Source organism: Streptococcus sanguinis (assembly GCF_019928825.1).
Classification (GTDB): Bacteria; Bacillota; Bacilli; order Lactobacillales; family Streptococcaceae; genus Streptococcus; species Streptococcus sanguinis_L.
On record NZ_JAHZOP010000003.1, the window covers coordinates 87,087 to 111,768 of the forward strand.

The 24,682-nt window shown below is 40.3% G+C and carries 30 protein-coding genes and 5 pseudogenes; 6 read left to right on the forward strand and 29 right to left on the reverse strand.

Translation table 11 applies throughout. From position 1 onward, the window contains the following. Positions 1-16: 16 nt before the first annotated feature. Positions 17-331 (reverse strand): annotated as a pseudogene (locus tag K1J09_RS06475) (ATP-grasp domain-containing protein); the annotation flags it as partial. 200 nt (positions 332-531) lie between these two features. On the opposite strand from K1J09_RS06475, the gene K1J09_RS06480 reads away from it, so the two are divergent. Then, positions 532-759: a hypothetical protein gene (locus tag K1J09_RS06480; RefSeq protein ID WP_223323573.1), complete on the forward strand. Its 228-nt coding sequence runs from the start codon at positions 532-534 to the stop codon at positions 757-759. Continuing rightward, positions 759-1,895 (forward strand): YcjF family protein, encoded by a 1,137-nt coding sequence (locus K1J09_RS06485; protein WP_002920214.1) that lies wholly within the window; start codon positions 759-761, stop codon positions 1,893-1,895. Before K1J09_RS06480 ends, K1J09_RS06485 begins: the two co-directional genes overlap by 1 nt. Before the next feature lie 140 nt (positions 1,896-2,035). On the opposite strand, the gene K1J09_RS06490 is transcribed toward K1J09_RS06485, so the two are convergent. The 12 genes and pseudogenes from K1J09_RS06490 to K1J09_RS06545 all read right to left on the reverse strand — a co-directional run. Next, entirely contained in the window at positions 2,036-2,548 is a 513-nt protein-coding gene (locus tag K1J09_RS06490) for a GNAT family N-acetyltransferase (RefSeq protein WP_002916458.1), read from the reverse strand. A gap of 623 nt (positions 2,549-3,171) precedes the next feature. Beyond that, positions 3,172-4,221, reverse strand: coding sequence for a DUF389 domain-containing protein (locus tag K1J09_RS06495; RefSeq protein WP_000126416.1), 1,050 nt, complete (start codon positions 4,219-4,221; stop codon positions 3,172-3,174). Then, the gene (locus K1J09_RS06500; RefSeq protein ID WP_000825751.1) at positions 4,218-4,541 is read right to left on the reverse strand and encodes a potassium channel family protein; all 324 of its coding nucleotides are present in this window, start codon (positions 4,539-4,541) and stop codon (positions 4,218-4,220) included. The genes K1J09_RS06495 and K1J09_RS06500 overlap by 4 nt, the downstream gene beginning before the upstream one ends. Next, a complete protein-coding gene (locus K1J09_RS06505) occupies positions 4,538-4,897 on the reverse strand; it encodes a hypothetical protein (protein WP_000397555.1) in 360 nt (119 codons plus the stop codon). Before K1J09_RS06505 ends, K1J09_RS06500 begins: the two co-directional genes overlap by 4 nt. Continuing rightward, positions 4,822-5,124 (reverse strand): TMEM175 family protein, encoded by a 303-nt coding sequence (locus K1J09_RS06510; RefSeq protein WP_002916459.1) that lies wholly within the window; start codon positions 5,122-5,124, stop codon positions 4,822-4,824. The genes K1J09_RS06505 and K1J09_RS06510 overlap by 76 nt, the downstream gene beginning before the upstream one ends. Positions 5,125-5,522: 398 nt before the next feature. Next, the gene (cadX, locus tag K1J09_RS06515; RefSeq protein ID WP_002908713.1) at positions 5,523-5,861 is read right to left on the reverse strand and encodes a Cd(II)/Zn(II)-sensing metalloregulatory transcriptional regulator CadX; all 339 of its coding nucleotides are present in this window, start codon (positions 5,859-5,861) and stop codon (positions 5,523-5,525) included. 11 nt (positions 5,862-5,872) lie between these two features. Continuing rightward, positions 5,873-6,487 (reverse strand): CadD family cadmium resistance transporter, encoded by a 615-nt coding sequence (locus K1J09_RS06520; RefSeq protein WP_002908712.1) that lies wholly within the window; start codon positions 6,485-6,487, stop codon positions 5,873-5,875. A gap of 299 nt (positions 6,488-6,786) precedes the next feature. Further along, the gene (locus tag K1J09_RS06525) at positions 6,787-8,850 is read right to left on the reverse strand and encodes a heavy metal translocating P-type ATPase (protein WP_002893754.1); all 2,064 of its coding nucleotides are present in this window, start codon (positions 8,848-8,850) and stop codon (positions 6,787-6,789) included. Between the two features lies 1 nt (position 8,851). Continuing rightward, complete coding sequence (locus K1J09_RS06530) at positions 8,852-9,130, reverse strand: DUF6110 family protein (protein ID WP_002893755.1); 279 nt, start codon at positions 9,128-9,130, stop codon at positions 8,852-8,854. A gap of 180 nt (positions 9,131-9,310) precedes the next feature. Then, positions 9,311-9,901, reverse strand: a pseudogene (locus K1J09_RS06535) (IS256 family transposase); the annotation flags it as partial. Positions 9,902-10,049: 148 nt separating this feature from the next. Beyond that, positions 10,050-10,383: pseudogene (locus K1J09_RS06540) on the reverse strand (diacylglycerol/lipid kinase family protein); the annotation flags it as partial. A 3-nt stretch (positions 10,384-10,386) separates the two neighbouring features. After that, a pseudogene (locus K1J09_RS06545) lies at positions 10,387-10,530 on the reverse strand (IS982 family transposase); the annotation flags it as partial. Between K1J09_RS06545 and K1J09_RS06550 the strand changes: the two are divergent. The 3 genes from K1J09_RS06550 to K1J09_RS06560 all read left to right on the forward strand — a co-directional run bounded on the left by K1J09_RS06550 (position 10,524) and on the right by K1J09_RS06560 (position 11,955). Next, positions 10,524-10,814: a hypothetical protein gene (locus K1J09_RS06550; RefSeq protein WP_037614148.1), complete on the forward strand. Its 291-nt coding sequence runs from the start codon at positions 10,524-10,526 to the stop codon at positions 10,812-10,814. The pseudogene K1J09_RS06545 and the gene K1J09_RS06550 sit on opposite strands and share 7 nt — an antisense overlap. A gap of 66 nt (positions 10,815-10,880) precedes the next feature. After that, positions 10,881-11,489, forward strand: coding sequence for a DUF1269 domain-containing protein (locus tag K1J09_RS06555; RefSeq protein ID WP_002893760.1), 609 nt, complete (start codon positions 10,881-10,883; stop codon positions 11,487-11,489). 244 nt (positions 11,490-11,733) lie between these two features. Then, complete coding sequence (locus tag K1J09_RS06560; protein ID WP_002893762.1) at positions 11,734-11,955, forward strand: tyrosine-type recombinase/integrase; 222 nt, start codon at positions 11,734-11,736, stop codon at positions 11,953-11,955. Between the two features lie 109 nt (positions 11,956-12,064). Here K1J09_RS06560 and rpsI read toward each other — a convergent pair whose 3' ends face one another. From rpsI to rlmB, 5 genes are all read right to left on the reverse strand, one after another. Continuing rightward, positions 12,065-12,457: a 30S ribosomal protein S9 gene (rpsI, locus tag K1J09_RS06565; RefSeq protein WP_002893764.1), complete on the reverse strand. Its 393-nt coding sequence runs from the start codon at positions 12,455-12,457 to the stop codon at positions 12,065-12,067. A gap of 19 nt (positions 12,458-12,476) precedes the next feature. Next, positions 12,477-12,923 carry a 50S ribosomal protein L13 gene (gene rplM / locus K1J09_RS06570; RefSeq protein ID WP_002893769.1) on the reverse strand — a complete coding sequence of 149 codons (447 nt, stop codon included), beginning with the start codon at positions 12,921-12,923 and terminating at the stop codon, positions 12,477-12,479. A 180-nt stretch (positions 12,924-13,103) separates the two neighbouring features. Continuing rightward, positions 13,104-13,967, reverse strand: a complete 864-nt coding sequence (locus K1J09_RS06575) for a DegV family protein (RefSeq protein ID WP_002922382.1) — start codon at positions 13,965-13,967, stop codon at positions 13,104-13,106. Then, positions 13,957-14,478 (reverse strand): NYN domain-containing protein, encoded by a 522-nt coding sequence (locus K1J09_RS06580; protein WP_002902298.1) that lies wholly within the window; start codon positions 14,476-14,478, stop codon positions 13,957-13,959. The genes K1J09_RS06575 and K1J09_RS06580 overlap by 11 nt, the downstream gene beginning before the upstream one ends. Further along, entirely contained in the window at positions 14,475-15,203 is a 729-nt protein-coding gene (gene rlmB, locus K1J09_RS06585) for a 23S rRNA (guanosine(2251)-2'-O)-methyltransferase RlmB (protein ID WP_061592508.1), read from the reverse strand. Before rlmB ends, K1J09_RS06580 begins: the two co-directional genes overlap by 4 nt. A gap of 152 nt (positions 15,204-15,355) precedes the next feature. On the opposite strand from rlmB, the gene K1J09_RS06590 reads away from it, so the two are divergent. Further along, positions 15,356-16,321: an aromatic acid exporter family protein gene (locus tag K1J09_RS06590; RefSeq protein ID WP_223323575.1), complete on the forward strand. Its 966-nt coding sequence runs from the start codon at positions 15,356-15,358 to the stop codon at positions 16,319-16,321. A 78-nt stretch (positions 16,322-16,399) separates the two neighbouring features. On the opposite strand, the gene K1J09_RS06595 is transcribed toward K1J09_RS06590, so the two are convergent. From K1J09_RS06595 to cysE, 11 genes and pseudogenes are all read right to left on the reverse strand, one after another. Next, positions 16,400-18,247: an APC family permease gene (locus tag K1J09_RS06595; RefSeq protein WP_125332112.1), complete on the reverse strand. Its 1,848-nt coding sequence runs from the start codon at positions 18,245-18,247 to the stop codon at positions 16,400-16,402. A gap of 525 nt (positions 18,248-18,772) precedes the next feature. Further along, complete coding sequence (locus tag K1J09_RS06600) at positions 18,773-19,165, reverse strand: protein-export chaperone SecB (protein ID WP_002916469.1); 393 nt, start codon at positions 19,163-19,165, stop codon at positions 18,773-18,775. 9 nt (positions 19,166-19,174) lie between these two features. Beyond that, positions 19,175-19,507: a hypothetical protein gene (locus K1J09_RS06605; RefSeq protein ID WP_002916470.1), complete on the reverse strand. Its 333-nt coding sequence runs from the start codon at positions 19,505-19,507 to the stop codon at positions 19,175-19,177. Between the two features lie 13 nt (positions 19,508-19,520). Continuing rightward, the gene (locus tag K1J09_RS06610) at positions 19,521-20,114 is read right to left on the reverse strand and encodes a hypothetical protein (RefSeq protein ID WP_002916471.1); all 594 of its coding nucleotides are present in this window, start codon (positions 20,112-20,114) and stop codon (positions 19,521-19,523) included. Positions 20,115-20,252: 138 nt separating this feature from the next. Continuing rightward, a pseudogene (locus K1J09_RS06615) lies at positions 20,253-20,684 on the reverse strand (DUF6892 domain-containing protein). 19 nt (positions 20,685-20,703) lie between these two features. After that, positions 20,704-21,096, reverse strand: coding sequence for a Mini-ribonuclease 3 (locus K1J09_RS06620; protein WP_062201056.1), 393 nt, complete (start codon positions 21,094-21,096; stop codon positions 20,704-20,706). Beyond that, on the reverse strand, positions 21,089-22,432 hold the full coding sequence (gene cysS / locus K1J09_RS06625) for a cysteine--tRNA ligase (protein ID WP_223323581.1): 1,344 nt from the start codon (positions 22,430-22,432) through the stop codon (positions 21,089-21,091). Before cysS ends, K1J09_RS06620 begins: the two co-directional genes overlap by 8 nt. A gap of 17 nt (positions 22,433-22,449) precedes the next feature. Continuing rightward, on the reverse strand, positions 22,450-22,971 hold the full coding sequence (locus K1J09_RS06630; RefSeq protein WP_000301974.1) for a dihydrofolate reductase family protein: 522 nt from the start codon (positions 22,969-22,971) through the stop codon (positions 22,450-22,452). An 8-nt stretch (positions 22,972-22,979) separates the two neighbouring features. Next, positions 22,980-23,744 (reverse strand): nucleoside phosphorylase, encoded by a 765-nt coding sequence (locus K1J09_RS06635; RefSeq protein ID WP_223323582.1) that lies wholly within the window; start codon positions 23,742-23,744, stop codon positions 22,980-22,982. A 13-nt stretch (positions 23,745-23,757) separates the two neighbouring features. Further along, positions 23,758-23,976, reverse strand: a complete 219-nt coding sequence (locus K1J09_RS06640) for a YdeI/OmpD-associated family protein (protein ID WP_223323584.1) — start codon at positions 23,974-23,976, stop codon at positions 23,758-23,760. A gap of 30 nt (positions 23,977-24,006) precedes the next feature. Further along, the gene (gene cysE, locus K1J09_RS06645; protein ID WP_002899011.1) at positions 24,007-24,624 is read right to left on the reverse strand and encodes a serine O-acetyltransferase; all 618 of its coding nucleotides are present in this window, start codon (positions 24,622-24,624) and stop codon (positions 24,007-24,009) included. Between the last annotated feature and the right edge of the window lie 58 nt (positions 24,625-24,682).

Below are 24,682 nucleotides of genomic sequence, written 5' to 3' on the forward strand. Positions count from 1 at the left end.
TTTGTTTGTTTTAAATTTATTCTGGATAGGATGCTGCCAGCTCGTTCTTTAGATATTCTGCCAAGTGCTGATGGGCAAAAATTCCTGCTTTTTCTTCTGCTGTCGGATTATAGTTGGTATTGGTGTTCACATCATAGACATAGATCTGACCTGCCTCCGACTCTACCCACTCAATAGCCGCCACATCAATACCAGCCTGAGCTAGAAATGTCTCGTAAGCCTGCCTTTGACTAGCAGGCAGCGGCTCCGTGATTTGAAACTTATCCGAGGTCTCTAGCTGAGCAGGCCTTTGTGCAATCTGACACCCATCTGCCGGGTAAAGCTGAAAGCCACATAACTACTTTTCTATCTTCAATATCTTTGCCCCCTCTTCATTACAACTAATAGATCTCTGCTAACATTACTTCAATTTCTATCGAAGAACTTGTTCTAAAAGCTTTAAAACAAAGAGATAAACAAAATCATTAAATTGACTCTTTTAATTTCTTATATGATATAATTATTTTAAATATCATATTAGTGAGAAATATTATGTCAAAGACAAAAGGTAACAAAAAAAGAAATTCTTCTAAAGTCAAATATATCTTAGGAAGCGGAGCTTTAATTTTAGCCTCTACAGTTCTTCTGCCTAGAGTATTGAAAAAAACTAGGAATTATGTATATAAAAAACAAGTAACACTAACCAATCATCTAAAAACTAGTTTTGATGGGAAGGACACGTTAGTTAAAAAATCTGACTATAACAAAGGTAGAAGATAATGCAAATCAATACAGATAATATTGCGCAGCAATGTCTCAACGCGATTAATGATAAAATTAATAATTTAAAAAGATTAAACATCATCGTCATTGGCAAATCAGGTGTTGGCAAAAGCACACTAATTAACAGTTTGTTTAGAGGGAATTTTGCTGATACTGGACTAGGCCGACCAGTAACTCAGGAAATTCGCAAAATTGAAAAAACCGGATATCCTTTGGCTATTTACGATACACCTGGCTTTGAATTGTCATATACCCAACAGGAGGGTGTCAAAGATGAAGTCATTAAACTAATTAACAACGGTTACTCTTCTAATGATATCAATGAGGCCATTCACTGCATTTGGTATTGTATTAACGTCGGTTCAAACCGTACTTTCGATAGTTCGGAAGTGGAATGGCTCAGAGAGTTTTCTGAGAAGAATAAACAGTCTAAGGTCCCAATCATCGTTGTCCTTACTCAATCTGTACCTAAGAAGAAAGCACTAGAAATGAAAGCTCATGTTGAGCAGGAAAACTTAGATGTTTGTAAAGTTGTGCCAATTTTAGCTCAAGATATGGATTTTGATGAGGAATATGTCGCTAAAGCTTTTGGATTAGATACTCTGATTGATGTTATGTCTGAAGTCTTGCCAACTGAACTACAGGATACACTGCAAAATATCCAAAAAGTATCTCTGGAATCTAAAAAAAAACATGCTAGGGCAGTCATTGCAACTGCAGTAGCAGCAAGTTTTGGTGAAGGTTTCGCACCAGTTCCATTTGCGGATGCCTTCATGCTTGTGCCGACCCAGATAAGCATGATTACTGGCATTACTGTAATATTTGGGCTTGATATAAATAAAACTTTTCTAACCGCCTTTGTATCCTCAACTTTAGGATCTGGGGGAGCAACATTCCTTGGAAAAACAATTGTCTCCAATATACTCAAATTTATTCCCGGAGTAGGAACAGCAGTTGGCGGAACGATTTCTGGAACTACTGCTGGATTAATTACAACTGCTTTAGGCGAGGCTTACCTATTTTTAATGGAACAAATATTTAAAGGAGAAATAAGCAAAGAAGCTCTAGGTACTGCTGCCGGACAAAAACAAATGACAAAACTTTTTAGAGAACAATTGTCTAAAAAAAGATAATACACCAAGATTTTGAATCTTGGTGTATTTTTAGATTAAATGACTTTTTACATCAAAAAAGACATCCAAGAGAAAATTCTTGAATGTCTGTAAAGGTTGATAACTCCATCAGTCCTATCAACAAACTGGGAATGATGATGTTATTGATTCGTTATCTCAAATACTGCTGTATGCACCCACTCATTATTAATCTGTAAATCATTTTCTATGATCCTAATAAAAGTGAAACCATTTTTCAAAAGCACTCTCTTAGAGGCCAGATTATCCGTTGCTGTTCCCGCAATGATTCTATTTAAACCATAAGTATGAAACGCCCTTTCTAAAACGAGTTTAACCGCTTCGCTTGCATAGCCTAAATTGGTGTAATTTTCTCCAATCCTATATCCAAGTTCTACTGTTTTTCTATCATTCCCTAAAACACTTAAATTGATTCTTCCGACCATAGCACCTTGCGAATCTCTAATAAGATGCATGTAGATGTCATGATTTGCTTGTTCCGTTAACAATTCCCTTGTAATTTCCTTAAAACTTTCTGGATCAAAATAGTTACCTGGTCTAGGAGGTAAATTCTGCTCAAAATACTCTTGATTTTCTTTTTCAAAAGTATATACATCTATACTATTTTCTTCAGACATCAACTCTAAACTTATCATTGCAAAACATCTCCCATCATTATCTACATTCAAATTTTCTCATCTTTACACAAAGTGAAATTTACAGAATTTAAACCAATACTTTTGTTTTGTCATATCTTTTCTACATTATAACACAAAAGAATATTAACAAAAGAATATTCAAGATTAAGGTAAAACTAAGGTGGATTTTGAGGTGAACTTTTTCAAAAAACACGAAAAAAGCACCCATGAGGTAAACTCTTGAGTGCTTTGAAATATCGATATAATCGTATTGATTAACGTTTTGAGAATTGTGACGCTTTACGAGCTTTCTTAAGACCTGGTTTGGAAAGTATGAATTTCAGTTGGACTAAAAACAGCGTAATATCAAGACTTTTCTCCGCTTTTATAAAAGCTTTTTTCCAATCAAATTCAACTAATTTTATCCGAATGGTGTGGATTTTACCCCCAAAATTACAGAGAATGGAGCTGATAAACACTAAACGTTCACACCATTAGTTAAATGATTTTTTGTTCATCATTTTTCTTAGATGATAGAACTTCTAATTTATTTCTTATTCAAGCAAAAACAACCTGCTATAAGTAAGAAAGAGGAAGATACAAGAAAAACACGGCGTAAAAACCGATTCAGTTCATTGTCCTCAATCCTTGTCTGCTTCATTTTCTTTTACGAGATCGTTTTGTGAATCTTTTTCAGAGAGTTTTTGATCAATATACTTGTCAATGTTTTCATAAAATTCCTTGGTCGCTTCACTATCTAATGTTGGCGAGTTCTGAACTTGATTCACTTTCAATTGAACAGATTGAATACCGTAAGAGGCTTGTTTTTGGTGGAGTGTTTCTAATTCTTCTTCTGAAATCGGATCTCCAACAACCGTCAAGACCAATTCATTGTTACTTGACTTGTAGACTTGATTAATAACCGTATAATTGGCGAACTCTTTTCCTACAAACTGTTTGATCCCTTCTTTGCGCGCTTGTTCTATTGTCAGAGTAACTGCCGAATAGCTAGCTGGAAGAATCAACAATACAATCAAAGATATCAAGCCAATTCTCATTTTAATGCTCAGCTCTTTAAATGAAGTTAAAGGAGATTTTCTCATCAAAATTCTTGTTCCAACAATGTTGGCTAGCATGATAAAGACACAGTTGATCAAGAAAAGATAGAGAGCCCCCAATAAAAATCGTACATTCCCATTAGCTAAACCATAGCCAGCAGTACAGATAGGCGGCATCAGAGCTGTAGCAATGGCTACTCCTGGCACGATATTGTTTGCTTCTTTTTTCCTTGAACCGATCACACCAGCAATCCCACCAGCAATAGCAATGAGGACATCCCAAATGGTTGGAGAGGTTCGTGCAATCAACTCGCTACTTGCATAAGACAAGGGAGAAATCCAGAAATACAGAGTCGAGACAAGCAAACTGACCAACACTTGAGTCAATAAAACCTCTAGAGATTGCTTGATTAAACGCGTATCAAAAATAGCTAAACCGAATCCCAGTCCAACAATCGGTGTCATGAGAGGTGAAATCAACATGGCTCCTATAATGACAGCTGTTGAATTCATATTTAGTCCGATAGAGGCAATAAAAATTGCACACATCAAAATCGCTGTATCTCTCAATCGAACATGAAGGTCATCGTATAATTTCTCACGGTATTCCCGTGTTGAATAATTGGCAGTCATTTGTCCTCTCCTCTTTCCTTATTTAAATTGGTATAATAATTAAAAATAACAGCTGATAAACAGCCAAAAAATATGAGCCCATAAATCGTCAAGAAGACACTGGTAATCCTTCCAATCAAGGTCACAGCTAGGAGATCCCCGTAGCCGACAGTCGTCGAAGTCACAAAAGCATACCAAAGACCGTCTCCGTAATTTGTGATAGCAGGTTCAACTAGGAAAAGCACGCCTCCTGACCCAAAAACAAAGGTCACAAAACTCAGAGCAAACCGAGTAAAACCCGTAACCTGCATAATATGCCATAACATTTTTAAACGTTTCATTTGTTCTCCTTATTCATACTAGCTCCTGACCGAGCCGTTTTTTTCCAATAATCAAAGTGAAGATAGGACATGATCTCCATCAGAGAAAGATAGACAAACTGATAGATCTGATTTAAGCTGATTATCAACTGATATTGTTTGAAAAATGACTGGAAGAAAGACCAGATATGACTGTCTTGAATCAGTCCCTTCTTAATATCAGACAGGATATTAGCTAAAGCTCCCAAGGACTGAAACGGTAAATCCTTGACATTTATATAGATCCGGTCCACCACATCATTCAGACTGGTATCTTGGATGGCATGAAATTCTCCAAAGAGAACTCCTGCCGCTCCAAGAGTAGAAACAAATTCCACCAAATAATTTCTGAGGAAATTTTCTCAACCTTTTCCCATAATGTGTTTAGTGCCATCCATAACGATCCCAACCAGAAAAAGGAAAGAAAACAAGCAAAGAAATTTTGCCGTAAATCCCAAAAAGCTTGAAGACTTGGTGTCGTTGGTTTTTCTAACTCTAAAATCAAAATGGTCATAATAATTGCTAGAACAGCATCTGTCAATGCAATTAATCTATCTTTCTTCATCGGATTACATTGCCTTTCATTTTGTAGTATTCTATCTCATCGTATAATATTTATTAATCTTAAATATTGGATAGTCACTTCATATTTTGAGTACAAACAAGATACACTAAAAAGCATGTATCTGTCATATTTTATTTAACTTTAGAAATATTCATCCATCTAATCAATAAATATATCATATTTCACAATAAATGACTACTATCAAAGATACATTTTCTTTCAGATTTCTCCCTTTTCAACTTGGCTAACTTGACCTGCATTACCTAGGTCGCTTTGCTTTAAATTATACTTTTTTCTTAAACATTTGCTACGAGTAGTCTTTTTTGTGAGTAATTTTCATCAAAAAATTTCATAGATAAGTCCTATATATAATCATGATAAAGTAGTAAAAATAGTTGTTATCCTAGTTGATTAAAAAAGTCTTTGATTTCCTCATCTTTTATAAAATAATATATAATTTTCCCCTCTCTTCTAGTATCCAAGATGTTTTGATTGGCTAGTTTACGAAGATGGTGGGAGGCAGATGCCATACTGAGATTTAGTAAATAGGCTATATCACAGACACAGAGTTCTTCAACAGCAAGGAGATAAAAGATGATATTTATCTGTTTATTATCGGTAAATTTTGATAAAATGCGAAGTGATTTTTGGACTTTTTCCTTTTCAAGGTAGTTCGTTGCGGTTGTAACATTTTGTTGATTAATAACATCCACTTGACAGATACTATCTTTTTTCATAATTTTTTCTCCTAGCCTAACACAGCCCTTAGCATGTCAAAGCTGTTGTTTTCAATCAGGATATACATCCCCAATCCTAAATAGACAACGGCAATAAACCATCTGCTATATTTTTCCAAAGTTTCTCCAACAGAAGGGACTTGTGCCAATTTTTGGGCAGAAAAAACCAAGAGATAAATCATGACTAGAAAGGTAAGTAAAGCCACTATCAAATTCGCTAAATTTAAGGTAATAAAATATGGGACAAAAACACCAATATTGTCAGCACCACAACTTGCAAAAGTAATCATAGCGACTAGAAAAATCAGGTTTTTATTATCTTTGCGCAAACCATCTTTTGCAATAGCTTCTCCATCAGAATCTCCTAAAAGCAAAACTTTGAGTCCTAGGAAAATTGGAATCAAACCGAGCAAACCTAAAATCTCTTTACTAGGAATATAATTTAAGACAAATGCAAAAAGTAAACTTAGCAATATTAGACTAACAGAGCCTAGAAATTGTCCTAAATAGATGTTAATGATGTCTTTTCTGCTTTTTCTTTTGGCAAAAAATAACATTAGGATAATAAGTAAGTCTACGGCTGTCCCAGAATACAGGATTATTGAAGTAACAACATTTTGAACCATAAAGCACCTCATTCAAATATATTTTTGAATGTATTTTAACATTAACCTTTGTAGATGTCAACTTAAAATCCACCAATTAATAATTGCATGTCAATATTTGTATTGTGAAACTAGTTTCAGAAATATATAGTCTTAAAGTATGTCCACTGCCAATGGTTTTTTCAATATTTAAAAGGAGAGAACCAATTTGGTCCTCTCCAGGGTATAATTTTCCACCAACCCACTACAGTTGACAAAGAGCCGTTATTCTCAAATGAGACAACTCCTTTTAGTTTTTATAACCTCAGCTTCTCGGTCTCTTACCTACTTTTAATAGAAAGACTACGAAGGACGATTCTTAAAGTAGTCAGATTGTGCAATATCGAAAGATTAGATGGGCTTAACCAATTTAACAACCCAAATCCAATTAAACTTCCATTTATTACAACTGTTTCTTGAATATTTCTTTGAATTAATTTCTGCAACGATTCAGATAAAGAATTCAATTCCTCGAAGAAATCTAAACGATTATCTAATAATAAAATATCACTCATCTGCTTAGAAATATCAGCACTTTCATTCATCACAACCCCAATATCTGCAAGCGTCAAGGCAGCAGAGTCGTTTAACCCGTCTCCAACCATCAAAATAGTTCGGCCAGCTTTCTGTAATTCCTGAACCAACTGAAACTTACCATCTGGTTTTAAATCAGTATAAACGTTGTCAAATGGCAGATCTTTAACCAACTCTTCTGTTCTAGCCAACGTATCACCAGTTGCCAGAATCAGTTTTTTCCCTTGGCGCTTTAGCTTTTTCAATGCAACTTTCGCCTCGCTTCTCAAGGGAGTGTGGATACAAAACATCCCAATTAATTCTTTCTTATAAGCCAAAAACAATAAATTGTAATGAGTCTTATATTGCTCAATCAAGGCCAGCTGCTCAGAACTAATTCTTACCTGTTCGTCTTGCATTAGTACATAATTTCCAATGACAACCGATTGACCATCAATTTGCGATTTAATCCCTTTGCTTGCAACATACTGAAGCTTGCCATGCATTTCTTCGTGTTCAATGCCTTCAATTTCAGCTTGTTTAACAATTGCATTGGCAATAGGATGATAGATATGTTCCTCCAAACATGCACTTATTCTTAAAATATCTTTCTCAGTATAATCTCCGAAAGGAAGAACCTTTTCAACCAAAGGATAACTCGTCGTGATGGTACCCGTTTTATCAAACAAGAAAGTATCCACTTCCAGATATTTTTCTAATACATCACCATCTTTAATAACCATTTCTCGATTTAGACCTTCCTTTATGGCCGTAAGGTAGGCTACAGGTGTGGATATTTTTAGAGCACATGAAAAATCCACCAATAAAAAGGAAATGGCTTTTGAAAACGAACCTGTTAACAGATAAGTCAAACCAGCACCTAAGAAGTTATATTTTACAACCTTGTCTGCCATCCTAATAAAATGACGTTGTTTTGTCTTCTTACTCTCTTCAGATTTTTTCATCAGATTGATGAGTTGCAAAATACGACTGTTTATCTGATTATCAGTCACACGAATTCTTAACTCTCCTGTTTCCAAAACAGTATTCGCACATACAGAATCTCCCTCTTTCTTTTCAACAGGGAAGCTCTCTCCAGTCAAGGAACTCTCATTGACCATGCCTAATCCTGAAACCACTTGGCCGTCAAACAAGATTTCATTACCTTGGGAGACAACTAATACATCACCTACTTGAACATCAGAACTCTTGATGCTGATGACCATGTCTCCCCGCACTAAGAAAACATCACTTTCTTTAGCAAGAAGGCTTTGTTCCAAATCTGTTGCTGTTTTTTTTAAAGACCACTGATCCAGATGATTACCCAAATCAAGCATAAACATGATGTTGCTAGCTGTCTTGGATTGGTTCATAAACAAGGACAACAAAATGGCCGAACAGTCCAAGACCTCCATGGTTAGTTCCTTGCGCGCTAAAGTTTGATAGGCTTCTTTGACATAACCCAAAGCCTGATAACAAGTCCAAATATAACGAATAGGGTAGGGTACAAAACTTCGAAACAGCAAACGCTTAATCGCTGCACCCGATACAATTGAATAAGCACTCTCTTCTCTACGAATGGGAAGAGTCATCAAGTCCGAAACTTTCCCCTTGTCAATTTTTTTTAAAAAGGCCTCTGCATTTTCTAATACAGAGAAGCCTTCTTTCATACGTAGAGTAAAGTGCTGCTGATCCATATAAAACTGAATAGAGTCGATCCCTTTTTCATCTTTAGCCAAGGAACGAAGATAATCTTGAATATCCAAGGTCAGTGAAAACGAGGACGATAATCGGATATGTTGATATCCTCTGTGTAGCACTTTAAAAGACATATTATTCACCTGTCAGGCTATCTAATTGTTCTTCTTTCTTTTCCTGTTCGTATAAATATTTAGCGTCTTGTAAAACATCATCACCGTGTTGTTTTACAACAGAAACAGATGCATCCAGTCCATCTTTCAATTTGTAAGCTTTAGCCAAGGCCTTAGAATAGCCTTTCTTAGCTTCTTTACTTGCTAAGACTTTCAAGCCAAGCGTCCCAAATGCTACCCCTCCTAAGAAGAGAGATGATTTTTTCGCAACTTTTGCGACGTTTAATACTTCTTTTAACATGTTTATTTCCTCCTTGTAACTATTGTAGCGAAAAATGACAGCAAAAGCAATTGCTGATATCTGATATATAGATAAAATTCTCTATACTGATATTTAATTATATTATGATGAAAACAATATACTTTATTTTTTGATACTGTAAATAATTATGTGTAAACACTTAAGTAGAGTTACGGAGTGTTAATTAAATAAGCTTTCAAGTGTATCAGAACATTGACCAAACCCTTTATGGATTCGTTGACTTTGCTTGAAATTATAATCTTCAAACAACGTAACTAAGTAACGTTCCAGAGCCTCCTCATTAGGAAAAAGAACCTTCTTTTTCGTTTGATGTTTGATTTCTTTGTTAAGAGACTCAATGAGGTTTGTCGAATACATGCTGTGCCAAATCTGGTAGGGAAACTGATAAAAAGTTAAAAGATTATCCGTCTTCTCCAGACTTTCCATGACTTTCCTATACTTTGGTTTCCATTCGGCGAGAAAGTCCTCTAAAGCTTGTCCTGCCATTTCTAAATTTTCAGCACGATAAATCATTATAAATTGCCCCAGAATAACCGCTCTATCTGCTCGTTTCACTTTACTAGCTAGATTTCGACTAATATGAATTAAGCAACATTGTTGTTTAGCTAATGGGTGAGCCTGACTGATAATCTGCTCAAGCCCCTTAAAGCCATCTGTAACTACAAGAGAAATCTGTTGGATTCCTTGGTTTTGAAGCTTGTCTAACAGGGTGGACCAAGAAGCATTGTTTTCTTGAGGCAACTGTGCATAGCATATCTCTATGCGACTAAAGTCGCTAGAGCTATCCTAATTGCGCACCGCCAGTTCTCATAGAAAAAAACACCTTGCAAGATGCAAAGTGTTTTCGTTTGTATTCTGCTGTCCAGCAACGAATTAACGTTTAGAGAACTGGCTAGCTTTACGAGCCTTTTTCAAGCCTGTTTTCTAGTATTTTTATATCTATTGGCAGATTATCCGACTTATCCCCATCAACATCTGACTCTAACTCAACCTCTGAAGAAATCCTAATATTGCGTACTTTGATATATTCGATATTATTGTTACCTACTAGATCCCCTTTTTAATAAATCTGGGATAGCCGATAATTTAGAAATGATGGATGAATCCTTTAAAATCAAGATATTTCCATATTCATCTGTATTTTCATCAAATAGTTTTTTGTCTGCATAGTAATTGGATAGAAGAACTAAGACCTGAGTAGCTTCACCTTCATAATTGCCATTTTTGCTTTCAAAAGGTAATAATTGCTTGTTCATAGCTTGGCGAATCAGTTGCACCAGCCAAATTAATTGTCTTGACCGACGAATAAAGCGACTTCTTTCAAGGATTCGACCATAAGGAAACAGTTGGCAGATTCTATAAAAGTGTCGATGTGATTCGGCACGCTCATCAGACTCGCTACACAGAGCTGGTACATAATATCTGCTATAATTTTCTGGAAGATTTGGTCAAGCGGTCTTTTAGCCGTGTGACAGGCATACAGGAAAAACACTATTTATTTACTTTTTGCACGGGAGGCTTTAAGATGTTGCTGGACGCCTTTCTTGATAATCACTCAGAGTCGCCAGAGTGTCTGGGCTGGGATATGGCAAAGATATACCGCTGCCTGAAACTGTTCTTTGACGCTGATAAACGCGACATATCAATTAAAATGTCGCACTAAAATGATTGAAAAGTGATTGAAATTGTATTATAATGAACGTATATATTTAGAAAAGAGGTACTAACTATGGAAAACCTAGTAGTTTCAGTCTTTAACACTGAAAGCGAAGCTTATCAGTCCTTTGCGGATTTGAAGGCTTTCCGCCAAACTCAGACGACCAAGGTTGCTCAAATCGCCTTGGTCAAAAATGAAAACGGTCACATCGTTGAAAAAGAACGCTATGACTTTGAAGATTCAACGACGGATGCAACCCTAGAAGGTGGCTTGCTCGGTGCAGTTATCGGGCTTTTGGGTGGTCCTATCGGCGTCTTGTTTGGTTATGGTATTGGCAGCCTCTATGGTTTGGCTGCTGGTGATACCGTTGATACGGCAGAAGCTGGCTTGATTGACGTTGTGTCTCAAAAATTGATCGACGGCGAAACAGCCGTTGTCGCCTTGGTGCAAGAAAACAACGAAGCAGTCATCGATGCTTACTTCACCAAGTACGACACCCAAATCGTGCGTTGGGATGTAGCAACCGTCGTAGCCGAAATCGAAGCAGCTCTGCAAGTCCAAGAAGACCTCTACAACCAGGCACGTGCACAAATGAAGGCTGAACGTAAAGCCGAACGCAAGGCTAAACTTGAAGAATTCAAGGCAAATGTCAAAGCAAAATTTGACAAATTGAAAGCCTAACGTCTAAGCGTCTCATAAATTTAAATGTGACTGAGACGCCATTTAAAATTTATGTGCGTCGGATTCTCACAGTTAAATAATTGCGTTGACAAAGCCGTTACAGCCGTTCTTCCATTCTTTGAAAAGAATGTTTAATAGACAAGAAATCTGGACTAGTATTGGTCTGGATTTTTTTGTGAATATAGAGGTCATAGCTTTTTGACTATGCTTCGTTATAATTAGAAAAATTTTAAGTTTTATCAAGATGAAATCAGTCAGACGAAGACATCCCGAATTAGCACCAGCATCACCACACAAACTAAGACATACTGGTGCTACTCTTGCTAAACAAGCAGGTGTTTCTCTTGAAGCCTTCTCAGAAGCTCTTACTCATAGTGATAAAGAGATTACAAAAACTTACGTTAATATCAAAGATAAAGTCAATCAGACTGTAGGTGATATTGCTTTTCGTAGTTTAAAAAATTGATGGGGTGAATATGGGGTGAATTTTGGGGTGAACTTTGATTTTTTGAAACAAAAAAGACATCCAAGAAATAATTCTTGAATGTCTGTAAACGTTGATATAATCGTATTGATTAACGTTTTGAGAATTGTGATGCTTTACGAGCTTTCTTAAGACCTGGTTTCTTACGCTCAACTTTACGTGAGTCACGTGTAAGAAGTCCTGCGCGTTTCAATGAATCGCGGAAGTCTGGGTCTACTTGAAGAAGAGCACGAGCGATACCGTGACGGATAGCTCCTGCTTGACCAGCGTAACCACCACCTACAACGTTAACGAAAACGTCGTATGAACCTGCAGTTGAAGTAACTGCGAATGGTTGGTTGATAACCAAGCGAAGGTCAGCGTGTGGGATGTACTCTTCAACATCTTTTTTGTTTACAGTGATTTTACCAGTTCCTGGAACAAGGCGAACGCGTGCAACAGCGTTTTTACGACGTCCAGTACCTGCATATTGTGCTTGTGACATAGCTTATTTGTTCCTTTCCTTAGATAAGTCCTGAAATATCAAGAACTTCTGGTTGTTGTGCAGCGTGAGTGTGCTCAGCGCCTACAAATACTTTCAGCTTCATACCTTGAGCGCGGCCAAGAGTATTGTGCGGAAGCATACCTTTAACAGATTTTTCGATCAAACGAACAGCATTCTTAGAGCGAAGCTCACCTGCTGAGATTTGTTTCAATCCACCTGGGTACATAGAGTGAGTGTAGTAGATCTTATCAGTCGCTTTTTTACCAGTCAATTTTACTTTTTCAGCGTTGATAACGATTACGAAGTCACCTGTATCAGTGTGTGGTGTAAAGGTTGGTTTGTTTTTTCCGCGAAGTACGCTTGCTACAACAGCAGAAAGGCGTCCAAGAGGGACATCAGTAGCGTCCACTACATACCATTTGCGTTCAACTTCACCTGGCTTAGCCATGTATGTTGTTTTGTTCATGATTTCTCCTATGAATATCGTTTTTGTTTACAGGGCGGATGTTCCGGTCCGCGAGTTATTTGAAAGGTTCCGGGGCCTTACAAATGGGGTAAACAATACCGCCTACTATCATATCAAAAATAGTAGGCAAAAGCAATAGATTTGAAGCAATTATTTATGAAATAGCGATTTCATGTTTTCTTAGTCTTGAATGTCTTGGGCAATACTAAAGAGTCCCAAAGTTCCAGGACCAGTATGGGTAGAAATGACAGGTCCCAGAGGCATGAGGAGAACTTCCTCTACTTGGTCGCTTTCCAGCAGCTGGGCTTTTAGACTCTCAGCAACTTCTTTGGCACCTGCATAGGCAATAACCACCCGCGGGTCAGCAACTCCTTCCAGAGTCATGCGGACTACTTCTGCCTGCGCCTTCTTCTTGCCGCGAACCTTAGCGACCGAGTCCAGAGTCCCATCTCCCCTGACAGCGATAATCGGCTTGATATTGACCAAACTCCCCATAAGCGCAGCAGTTTTGGAAATCCGACCTCCCCGCATGAGGTGATTGAGGTCATCAACCAGAAAATATGTCTTGACCTTAGGCACCAAGCTCTCAATCAGGTCCGCTGTCTGCTCCAAGGTCTGGCCTGCCGCTCTAGCTTCTGCCGCCTTCATGACTAAAAGTCCTTCACCCATAGAAGCCGCCTTGGTATCAATGATACGAATCAGTGCATCTGGAAAATCTTCTAAGACTATCTCCCGTGCCATGACAGCACTCTGATAAGTACCTGATAGAGCCGAAGCAAAGGCTACATAGAGAACTGGTGTCTCTTCCTTGGCATAGCTTCGAAAGACATCTTCAAACTGGCCGACATTAATCTGGCTGGTAGTCGGCTTGCTGCCGGACTCCATCTTGTCCAGAAGTTCTTGGCTGGTCAGCTTGTCCGCACCAACTGTCTCATAAGTTTGGCCATCCAGCTGAATGGTCAGGCCTAGGACCTGCACATCATTTTCCTGGATCCAGTTTTCTGGCAGGTCTGCTGTTGAATCGGTTAAAATTTTAAAGGTCATCTTTTTTCTCCATCATTTTTTGTAAATCGCGCAAAGATTGGCTGTCCATCGGTCGCAAGGGCGGTCTTTGCAGGTTGATTTGTCCGCTCAGCTTATTGAGGTCTGATTTGGTAACAGCCACTCGCTTCTCTAGCTCTCTAGCGGAAACTCTCAAAGCCCCTTGGGCAAAGACAGTCCACTGCTCATTGAGATCGCTGGTCGCAACCGACACCTGATTTTTGGGTGTATTGAGTTCAGCTGCCAAGCGCTCGATATAGTCATCCGCCGTTTCCTCCTCTTCAGTGAAAACGACCGTTACATTAAACTCCTCATAAGTCTGCCGGACTCCCGGCATATACTGGGCATCAAAGACGCAGATAACTTCCAGTCCTTCAAAACTGGCATAATTACTGAGCTTCTGAAGCAGAATCGTTCGTGCGGCATCTAGTTCTCCGCGGTTAAAGTAAGGACGAGTCTCCCGCCAAAAGGCCGTCATATTGTAGCCGTCCACCAGTAAGATTTTTCTTTTCATAGGCGATTGCGAAAGACTTCATACATGAGAATAGCCGCTGCGACACTAGCATTAAGGCTCTGGACATGGCCATTCATGGGAATGGAAATCATCTCGTCCACCTGCTTTTTAATATTGCTTGAAATCCCCTTGCCTTCGTTGCCGATGATGAGGGCCAGCTTTCCAGTTGTATTCCACTTATGAGAAGGCGTCCCCTGCATATCTGTACCGAAAATCCAGAAACCAGCTTCCTTGAGCTTGTCCAGAGTCTGGCTGAGATTGGTCACACGGGCAATGGGAATATGCTCAATGGCACCCGTTGAAGTCTTGGCTACGACTGGTGTCACACCGACTGCCCGGTGCTTGGGAATGATGACTCCCGCTACATTGGTCGCGTCAGCCGTCCGCAAGATAGAACCCAGATTATGCGGGTCAGTCAGTCCGTCCAAAATCAATAAGAGTGGATTGTCTTCCTGCTCTGCTTTTTTCAACAGCACCTCGAAGTCAGTATAGGCGAACTCCGCCACTCGCATGACAAAGCCTTGGTGAACTGCCCCATCAGTCATCTCCTGCAAGGTTTTCTTAGGCGTCCATGAGATGGAGACCTTCTTTTCTGCTGCTAAATCTTTGATTTTGTCGACCTTTTTACCACGCAGGTCATCTTGAATGTAGAGTTTATTTCCAGTGTTAGCTGCGAGAGCCTCTGTCACCGCATGCACACCGTAGACAATATCGTTTTTTTCCATAGGACTAGTATAACACAAAGGCGAAAAAATGGCGGCAGGATTTACTCGGGCGAGACAGAATTCTGCTCTGATAAAAAGCAATCAGCAGTCCCCAAGATTCCCCATTAGTCGTGCTATAATAAAAAGAAGTCTAAAAAAGGAAACTCTTACTCATGTCTCTTCTCCAACGCACCATCAAGCTGGTACTGGCTACCTGTTTAGCTGCTTGGCTGGCTGACTTTTTAGGTCTGGCCTACTCAACTTCAGCCGGAATTATTGCCATCCTCAGCGTGACCGATACCCGCCGCAGTACTGCAAAGCTAGCTGGCAATCGCTTTTTATCTACCCTGCTGGCTCTGGCTATCGGAAGCCTGGCTTTTCACTTTCTAGGTTTTCATCTCGGAGCATTGGCCATCTATATCGCGCTCTATGTACCTCTGGCCTTTCGGCTTGGCTGGGAAATCGGCATTACCCCCAGTACCGTCCTGGTCACCCATCTGCTCTTAGAAAAATCCACCTCCTGGTCACTGCTTGGAAATGAGCTAGCTCTATTTCTTATTGGAACTGGCTTTGCTCTGCTAGCCAATCTCTATATGCCCTCGCGCCAGCAAGAAATTGACAGCTACCATGAGCAAGTGGAGGAACAGCTGAAAAAGATTTTGCTACGCTTTGAATATTTCTTAAAAGCTGGAGACGGCCGAAATGATGCAGCTCTGATTAAGGAGCTGGACAAGATTTTGCAGCAGGCCTTGCAGCTGGTCTATCTGGACCACTCCAACCACCTCTTTCACCAGACCAACTACCATATCCACTATTTTGAAATGCGGCAGGCCCAAAACCACATCCTGCAAGACATGGCCAGCAATATTAATAACTGCCATCTAGCAGCCAGTGAAAGCTTGATTTTAGCCCGCCTCTTCTCCCAGACCGCTAAGCAGCTGAGCCAAGAAAATCCCGCCCGAGACCTCTTGGACGAGATTGACAACTATTTGACCGTATTTCGCGAGCGGCCGCTCCCTAAGACCCGCCAGGAATTTGAAACCCGCGCCATACTCCTGCAGCTCCTGCGAGACTTGGAAACCTTTATTAGGATTAAGGTAGAATTTTACGAGAATTACCAAAAGGTGCAAGCAAATTAGCTCTGCGCTATTTCCAATAAATAATAAAAGGAGTTGAAAAATCTTCAACTCTTTTTCTCATTAATCAAAAGCGATCGCTCATTCTTTTAAGTGATAAGAATAGCTTGCAACCACAACATCCTCATACCATTTCAGATAGTATTTCAATTTCAAGCTCATCTGGTTATGCAGGACATTTTGCCATCTCTTTTTAGGTATAAACTGAGGTACTAGGACCGTCACTGTTTGGCCTTCTTTTTTGGCTCGCTTGGCCACCTTAATCACATACTGGACTGTGGGACTGATGATATTGCGGTAGCTAGTCGTGACTGTCTCAAAGCGAATATCTGGGAAGTAGTCAGCAAACTCCTCGGCGACTTCGGCATCCTTTTCAGCAGTCTCCGCTGTTGAAACGTGCATTGCTACGACTTCATCCCCGATACTGCGAGCATAGCTCATCGCACCAACACTGACTCGGGTGACATTCCCGACTAGGACAATTACTGTATTGCCAGTGTAGTTCTGACGCTCGATGTGATCCTGCAATCTCAGCTGTTTTGCAACTCTATTATAGTGCTGTTTAATAGATAAGAACAGCCAAGTCAAGACGATGATAATAGGGAAGAAGGGCCAGATATCTCTGAGACGAAATAAGAGCAAAATAAGAACAATCCCGTAGCAAATGATCGCACCAAGGATATTTGCAATCGAATGACCCAAGAAATTATTTCCATATTTTTTCTTCCAATGGACAACCATACCAGTCTGTGAGAGAGCAAAGGGTACGAATACACCAATGGTGTACAGGGGAATCAAGCGCTCTGTATTTCCTTCAAAGATACACAAAAGAGCAATCGCTCCAAACGCCAAAGTGAAAATGCCATTAGAATAGCTCAGACGATCTCCTTTTTCCATGTACATATGTGGCATATATTTGTTCTTAGCCATATTATAGGAGAGCATAGGAAAGGCTGAGAAGCCTGTATTGGCTGCCACTGCTAAGATCAAAGCTGTTGACAATTGGAAAGCATAGAACAAGATGCGACCAAGGGGAGAGTTTCCCAAAATCGCTTGTGCCATCTGAGCCAATATCGTTACACCTTTGACAGGCACGATGCCAATCCAATAATTCAAGAAGGTAATGCCCGCAAACATGATTCCTAGGATTAAAGCCATAATCGATAAGGTGGTTGCAGCATTATGAGCCTTCGGTTTCTTGAAAAAGGGGACCGAATTGGAAATAGCTTCCACTCCTGTCAAGGAAGCAGAGCCGCTGGTGAAGGCACGGAGCAATAAGATCAAACTCACTCCAGTAATCGGCGTACCAATCTGCGCGGTTGCATGATAGTCTAGGTTTCCTGTCAGGATTTGCACAAAACCAAAAGCAATCAATAGCAAGGTGCTGACAATAAAAAGATAGACAGGAATCATCAAGGAAGTAGCCGACTCTTTTAGTCCTCGAAGATTCATTAGCATCAACAAGAGAACTAAGAAAATGGAAATATGTAAATTGTAAGGATGTAAAATGGGAATTGCAGAGGTAATCGCATCCGCTCCAGAAGCGACCGAAACAGCCACTGTCAACATGTAGTCTACCAATAAACTTCCGCCGGCAATCAAACCTGCCGTTGGAGATAGATTTTCTGTCGTCACCATATAGGCTCCACCTCCTTGAGGGTAAGCATGGATAACCTGACGATAGGAAACCGTTAAGCTCGCTAGTAGCACCAATACGACAATTCCTATGGGAAGCGACCACCAAATGGCGCCAATAGAAACAGAAGTTAAGACCAAAACAACCTGTTCTGGTCCATAAGCAATAGAAGATAAGGCGTCACTGGAGAGCATAGCCAAGGCTTGCATCTTGGTCAATAAATGACCATCCTCTCCTTCTTTACCGGATTTTAATGGGCGCCCAATAAAAAATCCTTTTAACTTGGAAAACATAAGTTCCTCCTTTAAAAACATGAGCCATTCTACTCCTTTTCAGAAAACATGTCAACACTTTTCTGAAAATAAGTTTTTAGAAATTTCAATCTCCCGCTTTTTACTAAAATGTTTGACGAACGCTATCTCAGTAGATATCAACTTCATTCCCCAATCTTACTAGCAAAAATTAAGTTGAAGTCTGGGTGCTCATAGCCTTAACTCAAGCATCTATTGAATGCTTTCCCACAATCGAGCAGAATACCATGCATGATTTAACTAGCAGGTCAGGAACCACGAAAACGGAGATGAGCTAATCCCGAGCAAGGTAGCTGGAAAGAACTCAAACAATATATTTAAAGTTTTAAACACACTCTTCTACAAAATTTACCTGTTTTCTGGAGACATCGTGCTTGTGTATATGGGAATTACCAAGCCAATATACGTATCAAAAAACGGCTCTATAATTCCTACAATGGTTTTACCCACTACAGAAATTATAGAGCCCTTCTTACTATCTGTAATTTATATATTTATAAGGAAACTTTACTCAGATGATGGTTTCGTGAAATTTATAGTAGGTAAAACAACCGCATTTTCATTATCCAATGATGTGATTATAGATACAACGCTTCGTACATAAGGAAAAAGAATAGCTACTCCATTTACGCTCAAGAACTCTTCGGCACGTTCTATATCATGAACAGTAAAAAATCCTGACAATTCTATTATCAATTTCCTGTTATTATTCTCATCATTTACTGTTGTTTTTATAATTAATTGTGCATTTTTTCTATCTTCTGTCAACAAAGACTTAACTTGTAACTTCCCCTTATCTTTGTCTTCACTTAACCCTTCTTCATATACAGAATAATCAATACTATTAATTCTATATCCTTCAAATTCGATAGGTACCCGTTCCATTATTAATCCCTTCATTTTCTATTACTATGCGGCCAAACCAGTATTATGATCTCTCATTTCACAATGTGTCTCAAATTCAGTAACTTGAACAAATTCCGCTTCTAATTTACGATGATTAATTTGGATAGAATTTTCGTACTCCAGAACAGAACCCCCAAGCTCAACAAATGATTTATCAAAAGTATAATCTTGACCAGTGGATGTTTTAAATGTAAGATTTTTTTCAAAACATTCAATTTCTTCATACTGCTCCTCAGAGTATTCCTTAATAAGGCCATCAACGTACTCTTCCGTTATTAAGTCATCCAAGAAGCTTTTATAAGCCTCTTTATCTATAATTTTACTCAATTTTATCATCTTTACCTCTCCACTACATCAACGAGACCGTCTTTAATACCTGATTGTCTCTAATACAATATTCAAAACCATTTGCAACATATGAACGATTTGATCCTTTTATTTGCGAAACAGTCATTGCTTTAACCAATATAGCATGTTGCGAAGTGCTTTGCGCATTGATAACATCCTTAATAAAATGTTCAACAAGCGCCCCTTCTAAGGAAGACTGATTATCATTACGAAAAACTTTTTCTAAATCTTGATAATTAGGCTGAGAAACTATTCTCTCCTTATATTCTAAAAAATAGTCAAGTGTTTCTTCATCAGTTAAATCAAGAACGCACTTTTCCTGATTATCATCCAATACCAAAGAAACGGTCAATATACAAGAACCCTCTACCAATATTTTTTCTTTTCTATATAATTCTGTAAGAACTTTTGAAGAAAAAAAATAGGAACCATAGCCTAAGCTTCCGGGCTTCTTTTTAACCCTAGAAACCATTCTTGGGTTTGCACCTTCTCTTTTTACCAATGGAAATCGAATTTCTGGCTTAGGACAAAATCCTTCATCCTTTATTTTATCAGCATTCACTTTATTTGTTGCATGATACAAAAGATACTTCATATATACTCCTAGCTAAATATAATTTTAGCGTAAAAAAACTTTTTTTACAAGTAGTACACCGTTAAGATTTAAAAATTTGCTAAATATTAAAACTTTCATAGTAATTTTTAAAAAATTTAGCATAGGAAAATTTAGAAATTATTCTTCAATCCCAATTCCTTTGGATTCAAATAAATCACGTACTTCTTTAGAAAATGGAAAGATCGTTCCGTCGATGGTTTTTAAATTCGAAAACTGTGATAGCTCTTTTTCACTCACATTTCCCAAATCAAATTGATCATCTTCACCATCCCATAAAGGGATTAATTGCGCATAGATATCATTGCCTCCATCAAAGAAGAGACTTTCCACATTCTGCGCATACTCTTTAGGTATTTCCAACTGTTTGAAATAAGTCTCTACTTCAGGAATTGGTGTCTCATCAAAGTCTTCTGGATCTACAGATAATTTCTCAGATTAACAAAAACTGTAAACGTTAAATCGTGGCTCAAGCACGTTTTGTTCATACATTAACTCCTGAATAATAGCCAACTTGAAATTAAAATTATCAAATTGTAAGAAATCACTCATAAATTAGTTCCTTTCAGAATCAGAACGAAGCCTCTATCTTCCGAATACACCAACCAATCAACTCTTCCAGTCGCTCAATAGATTCAGTCATATGCAGATAGCCCATGACTGCCTCAAAGCCGGTTGACATACGGTATGTGACGATGTCCGTATTCTTAGCCTTGGTGTGGCTGTTGGCATTGCGGCCACGCTTGTAAATATCCTCTTCCTTTTCCGTCAGAATCCCTTCTTCCAGCATGAGAGAGATGAGATTAGCCTGAGCCTTGGCAGAGACGTACTTGGTCGCTTCCCTGTGCAGCTGATTGGGCTTAGTGAGCCCCTGAAAAATCAGGTGACGCCGGATATACATGGAGTAGACAGCATCTCCCTCAAAGGCGAGGGCAATACCGTTAATCAGGTTGACATCAGTCACGTGTCCACCTCACTCCGTCCTTAGAATCCAAAAGCTTGATGCCCTGAGCGGCCAATTCATCCCGAATACGGTCTGCAGTCGCAAAGTCTCGATTAGCCCGCGCTGCTTGGCGCTCCTCAATCAAACGCTCAATGTCCGCATCCAAGACTTCTTCTACGAAGACGATACCAAAAACTTCTAAGAGCTTGGCAAAGGCTGCCTTGACTTCAGAGGTGTAATTGCCAGAGTTGATCCACTTAGCTAACTCGAAGACAACCGTGATACCGTTAGCCGCATTGAAGTCTTCGTCCATAGCGGCGGTAAACTTGTCCAGAAAGGCCTGAAGCTGATCAGAGTCAGCCTGACCCGTGAAAGGCTGCTCATAGGTATTCTTCAAATACTTGAGATTAGTCGCTGCATCATGAACAGCTTTTTCTGTGAAATTAATCGGCTTGCGATAATGCTGGGTAGCAAAGAAGAAACGCAGCACCTGACCATCAATTGTCTTGAGGGCATCGTGAACAGTGATAAAATTGCCTAGAGACTTGGACATCTTAACATCGTCAATGTTGACAAAGCCATTATGCATCCAGTAGTTGGCAAAAGTCTGACCAGTCTTGGCCTCTGACTGGGCGATTTCATTGGTATGGTGAGGAAACTCTAGGTCTGCCCCACCACCGTGGATATCAATAGTATCACCCAAAATCTCCGTCGACATGACCGAACACTCGATGTGCCAGCCCGGACGACCTGCTCCCCAAGGGCTGTCCCAAGAAATCTCGCCCGGCTTAGCTGCCTTCCAGAGAGCAAAATCCACCGGATTTTCCTTACGAGCAGTCTCCTCATCTGTCCGACCAGAAGCACCCAACTCCAAGTCTGCCAAGGTTTTGTTGGCTAGTTTGGCATAATTGTGAGATTTTTCCACTCGGAAATAGACATCGCCTTCTGACTCATAGGCGTAGCCCTTGTCCACCAAAGTCCGCACAAAGTCAATGATTGCCTCCATAAAGTCAATCACGCGCGGATGCTGAGTAGCCGGCTTAACACCCAAAGCTGATACATCCTCACGAAAAGCCGCGATATACTTGTCCGCCACTTCTTTTGGTGTGATGCCTTCTTCCTTGGCGCGATGGATAATCTTATCATCTACATCTGTAAAATTGGAAATATAATTGACCTCAAATCCCCGATACTCAAAATAGCGACGAACTGTGTCAAAAGCTACTGTTGAGCGGGCATTGCCGACATGGATATAGTTATAAACCGTCGGACCGCAGACATACATGCGAACCTTGCCCTCTTCAATGGGCACAAATTCACGTAGGCTGCGGGTCATGGTGTCGTAAATTTTAATCATGCGGTCCACTCCCTTCTCTATTTCTGACTTTTTCGGCTGAAAACCAGCTCTGCAAAAGGGCCAAATTGTCTGAGGCTATCCAGTTGGTAAAAGCGCTGCCCTTCCTCTTGGGTAAAGAGGGGAACCCCCTTTCCTAGGATAAGGGGCGCTATCTGAATAATGAGGTGGTCGAAAAGATCCGCATCCAAGAGCGGTCCTACCAAGGAATTACCACCAATCACAAAGACATTTTTGCCTTTGTCAATCTGGTGAACAAAGTCCACCACATCCCCAGCTACTGGCTGGTAATTGCTGACAGGCAGGTGCCTATCATGCGTAAAGACATAGTTTTCCGTAGCTTGATAAAAACTTTCTACATCTTGCAAATCTTGGATTTCCTCAAAGGTCCGCTTGCCCATGATGGTGATATCCATTTGCCTGTAAAAGTCATCATAGCCTGTATCCTCTACAGAACCAAGCTGATGCAGCCAGTCTATCCTGTGCTGGCTGTCTGCCAAGTAGCCATCCATGGTGATACAGCCGTAAAAATATACTGCCATTCTTGTAGTTACCTTTCTAGTTCCTTTGCTATTGTCAAAGCGATAGTGAAAAAAGTCATGGCATCAGCTGTCCGCTCTTCATGGCGGGCATCCCAGATTCGGTTATGATGATCCACATAGTCAGCTGTGTAGAAGAATTGATAGACCTTGGTCTTGCGAAATTGGCTCCAAGCCATGATAGCTGAAGCTTCCATGTCCACCACTTTGGCTCCAGCAGCCAAGCGACGCTTGACCTTATCAGGCGTTTCTCGATAAAAGGCATCAGTCGTCCAAGACTTGGTGCGGATATGCTCAATATCGTGCTTGTCAAAGATAGCTTCCAGCTCGATCAGCAGAGACTCGTCATAGGCTACTTCGTCACCCGGTGGGGCATAGTGATAGCTAGTTCCTTCATCTCGTAAAGCAGCAGACGGCAAGATAATCTTATCCGCCTCAATTGAGCGATCCAAAACGCCACAGGAACCTAGAATGATGAAATTCTTGAAGCCTCTGGCCGCCAACTCCTCCAGCTGGCCGACTATCATGGGAGCCCCAATCGGAGCCAACATAACTGCTAGCTTGCTAGGACCTTGGCGGTAAATATACCATGAATGCTGTCCGTTGATGCTTTTCAAATAGCCTCCTTGATAGACATCTTCTGACTCAATCAAACGTTTCAGAATTTCTCCATTAAAGGACAGGATGATGGTTTCGCACACCTCACCCTTGTCATGGACTGGCTTTTCAGTTGGCTCAATGACTGCTGCTACATCTTCAAATTCCTCTAATAGCATAACTTCTCTTTCTTTAAGGCTTCAGCAAATCCACCTTCATCTTTTCTATGCGGCGCAGCTTGGTCTCATCTTTTTTAGCTTCACTGATATAGCGAGCCCATTCGCGCTGGTGGCTAGGCGGCAGTTTGGCAAAGCGCTCCTTGGCAGGACCGTCCAAGCGCTCTTTCAGTTCAAGGACTACCTGCTTTAAAATAGCATCTGATAAATCTGACATGTCGGTTCCTCCCGTCATATTTTACTTAGATAACTTTGCTAACCTTTTCTATAGACTTGATGAATGGTGGCTGGCTTCACGGGCATGCTCTAGCTTGTCTAGATAGTATTCCCGTTTTTCCTCTACCTCGTGAATGGTTGGCTCGTCTTTCTCACCGTGAACACGGACAATCTTGGCTGGAACGCCAACCACCGTCACATCACTTGGAACATCAGCTACAACAACTGCACCAGCTCCGACCTTGGCCTTCTCGCCAATCTCAATTGGTCCGATAACTTGGGCATGGGCAGAGACCAAGGCACCCCGACGGACGGTCGGATGGCGTTTGCCTGTATCCTTGCCCGTACCGCCTAGGGTCACACCGTGGTAAAGCATGGCTCCCTTCTCCACAATGGCCGTTTCTCCAATCACCAGTCCACTGCCATGGTCAATGAAGACACCTGACTCAATCTGAGCGCCAGGATGAATCTCAATCTGGGTCCAGAAACGCCAGAATTGACTGTGCATGCGCGCCAGCAGCTTAAAGCCGTGCCGCCACAAAAAATGCGAGAGGCGGTGGGCCGCCAAAGCTTTGATGCCTGGATAGGTTAGCAAGACTTCCAGCGACGTCCGTGCCGCCGGGTCATTTTCTTTTACAATATCAATGGATTCCTTCCACCAACCCATGCTGGCCTCCTTCCTTCTCTAAACAAGGAGAGACGAGAACTAGGCTCGCCTCTGCCGA

What these genes read in the sequence shown, in the direction of transcription:
- K1J09_RS06480 (WP_223323573.1), top strand. Translation starts at nt 532, where the DNA reads ATGTCAAAGACAAAAGGTAACAAAAAAAGAAATTCTTCTAAAGTCAAA.
- K1J09_RS06485 (WP_002920214.1), top strand. Translation starts at nt 759, where the DNA reads ATGCAAATCAATACAGATAATATTGCGCAGCAATGTCTCAACGCGATT.
- K1J09_RS06490 (WP_002916458.1), bottom strand. Translation starts at nt 2,548, where the DNA reads ATGATAAGTTTAGAGTTGATGTCTGAAGAAAATAGTATAGATGTATAT.
- K1J09_RS06495 (WP_000126416.1), bottom strand. Translation starts at nt 4,221, where the DNA reads ATGACTGCCAATTATTCAACACGGGAATACCGTGAGAAATTATACGAT.
- K1J09_RS06500 (WP_000825751.1), bottom strand. Translation starts at nt 4,541, where the DNA reads ATGAAACGTTTAAAAATGTTATGGCATATTATGCAGGTTACGGGTTTT.
- K1J09_RS06510 (WP_002916459.1), bottom strand. Translation starts at nt 5,124, where the DNA reads ATGAAGAAAGATAGATTAATTGCATTGACAGATGCTGTTCTAGCAATT.
- cadX (WP_002908713.1), bottom strand. Translation starts at nt 5,861, where the DNA reads ATGAAAAAAGATAGTATCTGTCAAGTGGATGTTATTAATCAACAAAAT.
- K1J09_RS06520 (WP_002908712.1), bottom strand. Translation starts at nt 6,487, where the DNA reads ATGGTTCAAAATGTTGTTACTTCAATAATCCTGTATTCTGGGACAGCC.
- K1J09_RS06525 (WP_002893754.1), bottom strand. Translation starts at nt 8,850, where the DNA reads ATGTCTTTTAAAGTGCTACACAGAGGATATCAACATATCCGATTATCG.
- K1J09_RS06530 (WP_002893755.1), bottom strand. Translation starts at nt 9,130, where the DNA reads ATGTTAAAAGAAGTATTAAACGTCGCAAAAGTTGCGAAAAAATCATCT.
- K1J09_RS06555 (WP_002893760.1), top strand. Translation starts at nt 10,881, where the DNA reads ATGGAAAACCTAGTAGTTTCAGTCTTTAACACTGAAAGCGAAGCTTAT.
- K1J09_RS06560 (WP_002893762.1), top strand. Translation starts at nt 11,734, where the DNA reads ATGAAATCAGTCAGACGAAGACATCCCGAATTAGCACCAGCATCACCA.
- rpsI (WP_002893764.1), bottom strand. Translation starts at nt 12,457, where the DNA reads ATGTCACAAGCACAATATGCAGGTACTGGACGTCGTAAAAACGCTGTT.
- rplM (WP_002893769.1), bottom strand. Translation starts at nt 12,923, where the DNA reads ATGAACAAAACAACATACATGGCTAAGCCAGGTGAAGTTGAACGCAAA.
- K1J09_RS06575 (WP_002922382.1), bottom strand. Translation starts at nt 13,967, where the DNA reads ATGACCTTTAAAATTTTAACCGATTCAACAGCAGACCTGCCAGAAAAC.
- K1J09_RS06580 (WP_002902298.1), bottom strand. Translation starts at nt 14,478, where the DNA reads ATGAAAAGAAAAATCTTACTGGTGGACGGCTACAATATGACGGCCTTT.
- rlmB (WP_061592508.1), bottom strand. Translation starts at nt 15,203, where the DNA reads ATGGAAAAAAACGATATTGTCTACGGTGTGCATGCGGTGACAGAGGCT.
- K1J09_RS06590 (WP_223323575.1), top strand. Translation starts at nt 15,356, where the DNA reads ATGTCTCTTCTCCAACGCACCATCAAGCTGGTACTGGCTACCTGTTTA.
- K1J09_RS06595 (WP_125332112.1), bottom strand. Translation starts at nt 18,247, where the DNA reads ATGTTTTCCAAGTTAAAAGGATTTTTTATTGGGCGCCCATTAAAATCC.
- K1J09_RS06600 (WP_002916469.1), bottom strand. Translation starts at nt 19,165, where the DNA reads ATGAAGGGATTAATAATGGAACGGGTACCTATCGAATTTGAAGGATAT.
- K1J09_RS06605 (WP_002916470.1), bottom strand. Translation starts at nt 19,507, where the DNA reads ATGATAAAATTGAGTAAAATTATAGATAAAGAGGCTTATAAAAGCTTC.
- K1J09_RS06610 (WP_002916471.1), bottom strand. Translation starts at nt 20,114, where the DNA reads ATGAAGTATCTTTTGTATCATGCAACAAATAAAGTGAATGCTGATAAA.
- cysS (WP_223323581.1), bottom strand. Translation starts at nt 22,432, where the DNA reads ATGATTAAAATTTACGACACCATGACCCGCAGCCTACGTGAATTTGTG.
- K1J09_RS06630 (WP_000301974.1), bottom strand. Translation starts at nt 22,971, where the DNA reads ATGGCAGTATATTTTTACGGCTGTATCACCATGGATGGCTACTTGGCA.
- K1J09_RS06635 (WP_223323582.1), bottom strand. Translation starts at nt 23,744, where the DNA reads ATGCTATTAGAGGAATTTGAAGATGTAGCAGCAGTCATTGAGCCAACT.
- K1J09_RS06640 (WP_223323584.1), bottom strand. Translation starts at nt 23,976, where the DNA reads ATGACGGGAGGAACCGACATGTCAGATTTATCAGATGCTATTTTAAAG.
- cysE (WP_002899011.1), bottom strand. Translation starts at nt 24,624, where the DNA reads ATGGGTTGGTGGAAGGAATCCATTGATATTGTAAAAGAAAATGACCCG.